This window comes from Streptomyces griseoruber, assembly GCF_001514205.1.
Lineage (GTDB): Bacteria > Actinomycetota > Actinomycetes > Streptomycetales > Streptomycetaceae > Streptomyces > Streptomyces griseoruber.
Map to the genome: position 1 here is coordinate 231,482 of NZ_KQ948781.1, position 9,127 is coordinate 240,608.

The 9,127-nt window shown below is 68.9% G+C and carries 9 protein-coding genes and 3 pseudogenes; 8 read left to right on the top strand and 4 right to left on the bottom strand.

What is annotated here, in order from left to right; all coding sequences use genetic code 11:
- The first annotated feature begins 170 nt into the window (after positions 1-170).
- Positions 171-1,040, top strand: coding sequence for an IS5 family transposase (locus tag AQJ64_RS37565; protein WP_055635377.1), 870 nt, complete (start codon positions 171-173; stop codon positions 1,038-1,040).
- Between the two features lie 70 nt (positions 1,041-1,110).
- Positions 1,111-1,419, top strand: a complete 309-nt coding sequence (locus AQJ64_RS37570) for a hypothetical protein (RefSeq protein WP_079062167.1) — start codon at positions 1,111-1,113, stop codon at positions 1,417-1,419.
- A 339-nt stretch (positions 1,420-1,758) separates the two neighbouring features.
- Here AQJ64_RS37570 and AQJ64_RS37575 read toward each other — a convergent pair whose 3' ends face one another.
- From AQJ64_RS37575 to AQJ64_RS37585, 3 genes are all read right to left on the bottom strand, one after another.
- Complete coding sequence (locus AQJ64_RS37575) at positions 1,759-2,040, bottom strand: hypothetical protein (protein ID WP_240512714.1); 282 nt, start codon at positions 2,038-2,040, stop codon at positions 1,759-1,761.
- A gap of 55 nt (positions 2,041-2,095) precedes the next feature.
- On the bottom strand, positions 2,096-2,518 hold the full coding sequence (locus AQJ64_RS37580) for a DUF5958 family protein (RefSeq protein WP_240512709.1): 423 nt from the start codon (positions 2,516-2,518) through the stop codon (positions 2,096-2,098).
- A gap of 121 nt (positions 2,519-2,639) precedes the next feature.
- Positions 2,640-2,915, bottom strand: a complete 276-nt coding sequence (locus tag AQJ64_RS37585; protein WP_055635375.1) for a barstar family protein — start codon at positions 2,913-2,915, stop codon at positions 2,640-2,642.
- A gap of 380 nt (positions 2,916-3,295) precedes the next feature.
- Between AQJ64_RS37585 and AQJ64_RS37590 the strand changes: the two are divergent.
- The 6 genes and pseudogenes from AQJ64_RS37590 to AQJ64_RS51395 all read left to right on the top strand — a co-directional run.
- Positions 3,296-3,610, top strand: a pseudogene (locus tag AQJ64_RS37590) (CoA-transferase); the annotation flags it as partial.
- A 415-nt stretch (positions 3,611-4,025) separates the two neighbouring features.
- Positions 4,026-4,966, top strand: a pseudogene (locus AQJ64_RS51385) (MMPL family transporter); the annotation flags it as partial.
- 285 nt (positions 4,967-5,251) lie between these two features.
- A complete protein-coding gene (locus tag AQJ64_RS51390; protein WP_244902715.1) occupies positions 5,252-6,373 on the top strand; it encodes an MMPL family transporter in 1,122 nt (373 codons plus the stop codon).
- 136 nt (positions 6,374-6,509) lie between these two features.
- Positions 6,510-7,808 carry a sensor histidine kinase gene (locus AQJ64_RS37600; protein ID WP_059203363.1) on the top strand — a complete coding sequence of 433 codons (1,299 nt, stop codon included), beginning with the start codon at positions 6,510-6,512 and terminating at the stop codon, positions 7,806-7,808.
- Positions 7,809-7,906: 98 nt separating this feature from the next.
- Positions 7,907-8,098: a hypothetical protein gene (locus AQJ64_RS37605; protein WP_059203364.1), complete on the top strand. Its 192-nt coding sequence runs from the start codon at positions 7,907-7,909 to the stop codon at positions 8,096-8,098.
- Positions 8,099-8,156: 58 nt separating this feature from the next.
- On the top strand, positions 8,157-8,522 hold the full coding sequence (locus AQJ64_RS51395) for a hypothetical protein (protein WP_059203365.1): 366 nt from the start codon (positions 8,157-8,159) through the stop codon (positions 8,520-8,522).
- A 414-nt stretch (positions 8,523-8,936) separates the two neighbouring features.
- On the opposite strand, the pseudogene AQJ64_RS37620 reads toward AQJ64_RS51395, so the two are convergent.
- Positions 8,937-9,127, bottom strand: a pseudogene (locus AQJ64_RS37620) (hypothetical protein); the annotation flags it as partial.

The window sequence follows — 9,127 nt, forward strand, 5'->3', positions numbered from 1 at the left end:
ACGCCGCACCACAACCGCACCAGATCTAGCGGGGAACAGCGGGGAATCACGGTGAAAGTGGTCGGGCTCTACGAGGACACGCTCCAGTGATTCGCCCGGTTCAGCGCCCCAACTAGGCCGTGTTTTAGAACTGAGTCCCTGACCGTGCTTCATGGCGTGATGATCTAGGTGTGGGGCGTGGGGATCTTTCGGATGAGCAGTGGTCGGTGCTGGAGCCGTTGTTGCCGGTCGTGGGGCTGGGGCGTCCGGTTCGCAACCGGCGTCGGTTGATCGACGGGGTGCGGTGGCGTGTGCGGACCGGCGTGCCGTGGCGGGATCTGCCGGTCGAGTACGGGCACTGGCAGACCGTGTATGGGTTGTTCAGGCGCTGGCAGCGTGAGGGCGTGTGGGCTGGGATCCTGACTGCGTTGCAGGTCAGGGCCGACGCTGCGGGTCTGATCGCGTGGGAGGTGAACGTCGATTCCACGGTCTGCCGGGCCCATCAGCATGCGGCAGGAGCCCGCCGGGACGGTGCCGGGCAGAAGGAACCGCCGGGCGGGACGCGGACCGAGCCGGACGATCACGGGCTGGGCCGCTCGCGCGGCGGGTTCTCCACGAAGATCCATCTGGCCTGTGAGCAGGGGCAGAAGCCGTTGTCGCTGCTGGTCACGGCGGGCCAGCGGGGCGACAGCCCGCAGTTCGAGCCCGTTCTCGAAGCGATCCGGGTGCCCCGCGCCGCCGGCGGGCGTCCCCGGGTGCGTCCTTTGCGGGTGCGGGGTGACAAGGCGCACTCCTCACGCGCCAACCGTGCCTACCTGCGCCGACGCGGGATCAGGTGCACGATCCCCGAGCCGGCCGACCAGATCCGCAACCGCAGGCGCCGCGGCAGCGCGGGAGGCCATCCGCCCGCCTTCGACCGCCAGGACTACAAGACCCGCCACGCGGTCGAGTGCGGGATCAGCCGTCTCAAACAGCACCGGGCCGTGGCCACCCGATACGACAAGCTGGCCGTCCGCTTCGAGACGACGGTCCAGATCGCGGCGATCCAGCAGTGGCTGTGAGCCGCCGCGGGCCCACACGGCCGTGCCCTGCTGGCGCCCGAACCGACAGCGCACCGTGGGGAGAAGTCCAGTGGCCGCCGAGTACTACTGCGCAGACAGCGAAAACGGCGACCACATCGACGACCCCTCCGAGGACGCCCTGTTCGACCTCATCAGCGAACTCAACGACACGGGAAACACATTCGTCGTCATCCAGCCCGACCAGGACGACCCTGTCTGGTTCGCGTCCGTCGCCGTCCACGACGAAGGCGGCTACGAGATCGTCCGCCATGACACCACCCACCGCGAACACCACGTGACCACCGAGAACGGCATCGACCGAATCACGAGCGACCTCATCATCTGGCTCGCCGCCCGCGACTTCCAAAACACGGCCTAGCCCCAAATGCACGCACAACCGTGCCGTTTGGCTGCCTAAAGCGGTGCTCCCGTCTGCGGCGCTCAGTGCGACGGTATGAAGCCGGCGGACTGGTCAAGGTGGAACGAGGCGCCCAGAGCCGTCGGAATCCACCCCTCACGCAGGGCAAGCTGAATGGCTCGCGCAACTCCGGATGGCAGGACCGGCTCAGCCTCACGTCCGAACCAATTGCTCGGATGCGGCTGATTGGTCGTGACCACGAGCGTTGTCCCAGGGGTTTCTGCGTGCTCGACCGCGAACGTGCACGGTGTCCACGACAGCGCTTGGAAGTCTCCTCAGGGCGACGGTTGTCCGGATCGCTCAGTCGCCGACGAACCAGAGATACCTGTGCGTTCCTCCCTGAACGACGGTGCACAGCTCTCGGACCTGGTCCACCCAGATGCCGCCGTAGGCTTCGGGAAGCCGGTCAAGCTCCGCGAGTAGCAGGGGCACCTGCCGCTCGTTGAAGACGGCGTCCCCATAAGGACTCAAGGCCCACAGCATCGGGAAGTTCACCGGATCCAGGGCGGGATAGAGGTCCGTCCATTCCAGGCCGACCTGGGCACGAACGACGGGCTTTCCGAGGTCCCCGCGCACCTGCATGTTGATCACCCGCTGACCTTAACGGCCGCTGATGTCCAGGCGCCAAGGCGTTCGCCTACGCTTCCGACTCCTGAGTCCGGGCCGTCCTCGGGCCGTCCGAGTCCACTCGGCAGCAGCCAACAACGCCCAGGTTGTGCCACGCGTGAGTACATCCCCTGGCGCAGTACAGCGTTCGCCTGCGGGTGTCGGCGATGCCGAAGAGGGCGACGAGCAGGCGGAAGGACTTGGTGAGTTCGTAGGCCGGAAGTGTTTCCATTCCGAAGCGCCACTTCGTGAGCATCACCGCCGGCGTGTGCGTGGGGCGGATGCCGGAACGCGCGATGCTCTCCGGCACGTCCTCCTCGCAGGCCCGGGCCTGCCCACAGAACAGCACCAGTGCATGGAGGATTTTGCGCTGGTCATCCTCTGAAAGGCCCTCGAACCACTCGACGCCCTGGGCCAACGGTCTGAGCCCCTGTGCGAGTTCGTTCAGGATCACCTCGTGTGCGTACAACACAGACTTCCACCTCCCTCTGGTTCAGATCGACCGTACGCGCAAGGCCATCCGTGAGCAGCACGGTTTCCCGTGCCCTGATGGCACAGCCATCTGATGCAGCCACTCAACCCTGCCCATACTCGGCGACGAACTGGGGACGGTATACCTCTCGGTAGCGGTCGAGTGCCTCCTGAAGCTTGGTGGCTCCTCGGGGAACGACAACGACAAGCTGGTCCCAGCCTGGAAAACGAAGGTGGTCCGGGATCTGGACCAGACCGGTGATCGAGTCCCAGAAGGCGTCCCAGTTCATGCCGTAGAAGTCCGGAAAACGCAGCTCCCGCTTCAGTAGGAGATGCAACATGTACTCATCGGCTACCCCACCGACATCAATGGTGACCACGGGGACATGGTGTCATCTCCATACCGCATCCGATGGCGTAGCGGAGTACACAGCACCAGGACAACCGCGGCCGGCCGATAGAACACATGGGGCCCCGTCCGTTGCCAGAACGGGGCCCCAGCGCTACGGCGCAGGTTGGTAGGTCACGGTGGTGCCAGGGCAGGGTCCGCGAGTTGGGTTGGTGTTTCCTCTTCGACGGCGTCGAGGATGAGGCCCCAGCGGAGCTTGGTCGCGGTCCACTCCGAGACGTACCGGCAGGTGACTTCGACGGCCGGCGGGAGCCACTCGGCCGGGTCCTGGTCGGGCCTGCTGCGGTTCGAGGCGGCCGAGACCGCGACCGGGGAGGTCGCGGCGTCGAGGTCATTGGGGTCGGGTGACCCGGCTCCTCCGTGGGCGAGAACAAGGAGTTCGCCCGCCAGTACCTCGCCGGTGAACCGGAAGTGGAGCGCACCCCGCAGGGCACCCTCGCCGAACGGCTGCGCGCCAGCGGGACCGGCATCCCCGCCTTCTGCACCCCGGCCGGGGTCGGCACCCAGGTCGCCGACGGCGGACTGCCCCGGCGCTACGACCCCGACGGCAGCGTCTGCGTGGCCTCCCCACCGAAGGAGGCACGGAAGTTCCGCGGCCGGACGTACGTCCTGGAAGAAGCCATCACCAGCGGCTTCGCCCTCGTGCGGGCCGCCCACCCCGAACGCACCGCCAAGCCGCCCCGGTAGTCCGAACCCGCACACCTCCTTCAACAGAGCCCGTTTTGAACGCAGGCTCCCGGCCCCACCCGTTCAGGAATCACGAACTCGCGCGCTGTCGACGGCACGGTCTCTCTTCGATCGGGGCATCGCCTGCCAGCGAACTGCGAGGAGGGTGGGGAGTAGTACTGCGGTACTAGCGGGCCCCGCCGGATTCGGTTCCGCCGTACGGGATGGTTGCCCGATACCGCTCCTAGGTTGAGATCGCGGGTCAGTCAGGCCCAGCTCACCCAATGATCTCTTCTCCTGGTGGGAGTAATCCGTGGCCACCTTCCTCTATCGGCTCGGCCGGCTGGCGTTCCGGCGACGACGCGTCGTCGTGATGCTGTGGGTCGCCGTCCTGGCCGCCATCGGCATCGGCGCCATGAGTGCGCCCGGCACATCCTCCGGGGCGTTGAGCGTTCCGGGCACGCAGTCGCAGCGGGCGATCGACCTGCTGCAGAAGGAGTTCCCGCAGGCCTCTGCCGACGGCGCCACCGCACGGGTGGTGTTCGAGGCGCCCAGCGGGCAGAAGCTCACCTCCGCCGCCAACAAGGCCGAGGTCGAGTCCCTGGTGGCGAAGCTGGAGAAGTCGCCGCAGGGTCGGGTGTCACCGATCCCTTCACCAGCGGTCTGGTCAGCAGGTCCGGCACCATCGCCTACGCCCAGGTCTCCTACAAGGTCGCCCAGGCCGACGTCAGCGGCGCCGCCCACGCCGTCCAGACAGACGTCGTCCAGCAGGGCGAGAAGGCGGGGCTGAAGGTGAGCCTGGGCGGCAACGCCGTCAAGGACAAGGCCACGAGCAAGGCGGCCGAGCTGATCGGCGTCGGGGTCGCCGCCGTCGTCCTGCTGATCACCTTCGGCTCGCTGATCGCGGCCGGACTGCCGCTGCTCACCGCGATCCTCGGGGTGGCCGCGGCCGTCCTGTCGGTCACGCTCGCCACGCACTTCTTCGACATGGCCTCGGCCTCCACGACCCTGGCACTGATGCTGGGCCTGGCCGTCGCCATCGACTACGCCCTCTTCATCGTCTCCCGCCACCGCAACGAGATCCGCGACGGCCACCAGCCCGAGGAAGCCTGCGGGCGTGCCCTGGGCACCGCCGGGTCGGCGGTCGTCTTCGCCGGGCTGACCGTGATCGTGGCGCTCAGCGGTCTGACCGTCATCGGCATCGGCACGCTCACCGCCATGGGCCTGGCCTCCGCCTTCGCCGTCGCCGTCGCCGTGATCATCGCGCTGACCCTGCTGCCGGCCGTCCTGGGCTTCGCCGGTCCGCGGATCATGAAGGGCAAGCTGCACACCCGCCGTATGAAGGCGCTGGAGCGCGGCGAGGGCGAGTCGACGGGCGTGCGCTGGGCGAAGTTCGTCACCCGCAACCCGGTCAAGGTGCTCGCCGTCTCGGTGGCCGGCCTGGCCCTGCTGGCCATCCCCGCGATGTCCCTGAAGATGGCCCTGAACGACGACTCCATGAAGCCCCCCGGCAGCACCCAGCGCATCGCCTACGAGACCCTCAGCAAGGGTTTCGGGCCGGGCTTCAACGGACCGCTCACCGTGGTCGTCGACGCCCGGGGCAGCGACGATCCCAAGGCCGCCGCCCAGGACGCGTACACCATGCTGAGCAAGCTGGACGATGTCGCCGCCGTCCGTCCCGCCTCCTTCAACGAGGCCGGCGACGTGGCCCTGCTGGGCGCCGTCCCCAAGAGCGCCCCCACCAGTGAGGCCACCAAGAACCTGGTCAACGAGATCCGCGACCACGGCGCCGCACTGCACCAGGACACCGGCGCCGAACTGATGGTCACCGGCCTGACCGCCGTCAACATCGACGTCAGCAACAAGCTCTCCGCGGCGCTCGTGCCCTACCTGGCCATCGTCGTGGGCCTGGCTCTGGTCCTGCTCCTGCTGGTCTTCCGGTCGATCGTGATCCCGCTCAAGGCCGCCCTGGGCTTCCTGCTCAGCGTGGTCTCGACCCTCGGTGTCCTGGTCGCGGTCTTCCAGTGGGGCTGGCTGAAGGACCTCTTCGGCGTCGACCAGACCGGCCCCATCGTCAGCCTGCTGCCCATCCTGCTGATCGGCGTCGTCTTCGGACTCGCCATGGACTACGAGGTCTTCCTCGTCTCCCGGATGCGGGAGGAGTACGTCCACGGCGCCGAGCCCACGCAGGCCATCGTGCGGGGTTTCCGGCACAGCGGCCGGGTGGTCACCGCGGCCGCGGTCATCATGGTCTCCGTCTTCTCCGGATTCCTCCTCGACGACGCCGCTCTGATCAAGTCGATCGGCCTGGGGCTCGCCGCCGCAGTCTTCTTCGACGCCTTCGTCGTCCGGATGACCATCGTCCCGGCGGTGATGGCCCTGCTCGGCCACCGCTCCTGGACCCTGCCGAAGTGGCTGGACCGCGTCCTTCCGAACGTGGATGTCGAGGGCGAGAAGCTGCGCCACCTGCTCGACGCCGAGCAGACGGACTCCGCGCATGAACTCGTACCCGCCGGTGTCGCCGCCGGGGTCCACGCGGGCGACGATTCGGACGGCCACAGCGCCCCCCGCGCCTTCACCGACGTCCACGCTTCCGACGACACGGACACTCCGGCATCTGCCCAGCAGGCCCCCGGGAAGGCACGAGGACTGTCCAGGCTCAAGCAGCGCCTGGCACGGGGCGGCGACGCCACCGCCGGGACACAGCAGTCCGAAGTACCGACGCGCAGGAAGCTGCTGAAGAACCCGATCCGCAGGAGTTGACGAACCAGCCGCAGCGCCTGCTTCCGCACGGCTCCTGACCTGGCGGCCGACGCTCACCGGCCGCCTCCCCTGCCCCGCCCGCCGGCCCGATCCCCCCGGGCCGGCGGGCGGCCCGACATCGCGAAGGGCCCACCCCGTGACCGCACCGAGCGCCCCCGCTCCCGCCCCGCACCCGGACGAGCGCCACTTCCTCCAGGCCCTGACGAGCGATCCCGAGCAGCGGGTGATCGTCTCGGTCGTCTCCCGGCTCGCCTCGTGGCGCCGGGCCGACCGGACCCGTCCCTGGGTCCGGCGGTGGGGGGTCCCGGTCTTCTGCTTCGCGGTCGGCAGCGACGCCTACGCCAATCCCCACAACGTCGGCGACCCCCAGCTGCCCATCATCCTCGCCTTCTGCATCCCGCTGCTGTGGCGGGAACGGCGCCCCATGCTGGTCTTCGCCCTCACGACGGCCGTCTCGATCGTGTCTCTTCCTCTGGGCGTGCTGACCGGCGCCGAATTCGCCCGGGTGGTCGCCCTCTTCAATGTCGGCCGTCACTGCCCGCCGCGACAGCTGGCCACGGCCACCGGCATCACCCTCGTGCAACTCGTCGCATGGGCCTACTTCTTCTGGCACGGCCGGCAGCTGGAGTACGTCACACGTCCGGAGCCCGTGACGTTGATGGTGATGGTCGCCGTGGCGGCGTTCGCGGCACTGGGCCTGCTCCTGCGGCTGGCCTACGCCTACATCGACGCCCTGAAGAAGCAACGCGACCAGCAGGCCCGGCTCGCCACCGCGCAGGAACGCGCCCGCGTCTCCCGCGAGATGCACGACATCCTCGGCCACACCCTCGCCGTCATCGTCGGCCTCGCCGACGGCGCCGCGCCCCTCGCCGAGACCAGGCCCGAACGCGGCGCCCAGACGCTGCGCATCATCAGCGCCAGCGGCCGCGACGCCCTGGCCGAACTGCGCCGGCTCCTCGCCGTCATCGGCGACGACAACGACCGGCCGCGCGATGCCCCGCTCGCCCCGCAACCCGGCCTCGCCGACCTCGACGCCCTGCTCGACCGGGTCCGCGCCGCCGGCCCCACCGTCGCCCTGTACGCGCACGGTGACCTCACCGGCCTGGCCCCTGGGCTCCAGCTCTCCGCCTACCGCATCATCCAGGAAGCCCTGACCAACACCGTCAAGTACGCCGCCTCCGACACCTCGGTCCACGTCTCCGTCGCCGCCGACCCCGGCGTCGTACGCATCACCGTGGAGGACACCGGCCCGCCCCGCACCCCCGCGCGCCGTGGTGCGACGGGCGGCGGCCGGGGCCTGGTCGGTATGCGCGAACGCGCCACCCTGTACCGGGGCGAGGTCACCGCCGGGCCCAACCGTGAGGGCGGCTGGACCGTCCACGCCCTCCTCACCCCCGACCCGCCGGTCACCTTCGCTGAGAAGCAGCCCGGTTGACACTGTCCGCATCGCCGGAGGCCAGCCCCCGCAGGGCAGTGCTTCGGCATGCTGCTCGAGGCCCACCCGCGGCCTCACCGTCGTCGGCGAGGCCGCGGGTGGCAGCGAAGCCCCTGCCGTTCGCGGGCCTGGCCATGGCCGCCACCGCCATCGGCGGCGTGATCAGCAAGGCCCGCGCTGCCGTCACCAAGAACGCCCACCAGGGTCCGGTCACCCACCACACCGAGATCCACAACAACAGCACCACGCGCGGGGCGTTCTTCGCCCGCACCCGCAACGAGATCCGCTGACCGGCTCCGGCCGGCCCGCACCGCCCACCGATCCCTTCGCCGAAGGAGCAGCTACGCCATGCCCAGCAACGACAAGCCGGTCAACGGCCAGGAAAACCCGTCCTTCCTCGACGTGCTCAACCAGACGCCCCCGCCGCCCGACGCGAAGGACTGGCCCCGCCCCAAGCGCTTCGCCGGGCTGCGCGCCGCGTGGAAGGCGTCCTGGGAGGAGGGCGGGTTCCTCTACCAGCGGTGGGAAGAGGTCTCCCAGGCCCGGCACGGCAGCTGTCCCGTCTCATTAGATCTTGCAGGGGCGAGGCCGTTGACCTGCGGGGTGACAGGTTCAACCGCGACTTACTGGGGGGCAGCGACGAGGCGTCGCGAAGACGCGTGGGCGGTGCGGTTGGCGCGTCTCATGGATCATGGCGAGGGTGATGCCGCCTGAGCAGGACCTTGTCAGGTTGGCGAGACGCTTGACGGCCGGTTTCGCGTTGAAGATGGCAGTTTCTGGTCGGAATCCGCAGTAATGGACGTGCTCAGGAAGCGGGGCGTCGCTGACGATCCTGAAGTTCACCGCGGGCGGTCGACCAAACGATCTCGAACTCACCGGCCGACAACGACTGCGGGTCGTGCCCTTCCCACTCGGAGATGGCTGGTTCCGCGGTCAGACCGTAGACGCTCTCGTATTCAGCGGACCGACCGTCTCTTTGGGCTTCTTGCCACTCGGTCAGCGAGGCAGCGGTCAGAGCCTTGTCCCAGGCTCCTGCAACTCGACTTGCCGGATCACATAGCCATCGGCGTCCAGTTCGAAGTAGAACCACACGTCTTCCTCGTCCCAGAAGCAGCGAAACCCAGGTCGTCACGGGCTCACCGCGTCGAAGGGCTCGTCGTGCCAGCGCCGGCCAGCGGTGCCGTCGTCGTGGATGTGCAGCATGAACTCGGCGACCGGGCCGCCGCCGGGAAACGTCAGGGTGAGCGCAGTGCGGATCTGGGTGTAGCAGGCGTCGGCCCGGTCCCAGTCCTCCTCGTCGACAGCCCGCTCTTGCTCAC

Excerpts from the sequence above, each read along its gene's own strand:
- AQJ64_RS37575 (WP_240512714.1), bottom strand. The coding sequence starts at position 2,040 with ATGCAGGTGCGCGGGGACCTCGGAAAGCCCGTCGTTCGTGCCCAGGTC.
- AQJ64_RS51390 (WP_244902715.1), top strand. The coding sequence starts at position 5,252 with ATGCTGAGCAAGCTGGACGATGTCGCCGCCGTCCGTCCCGCCTCCTTC.
- AQJ64_RS51395 (WP_059203365.1), top strand. The coding sequence starts at position 8,157 with ATGCCCAGCAACGACAAGCCGGTCAACGGCCAGGAAAACCCGTCCTTC.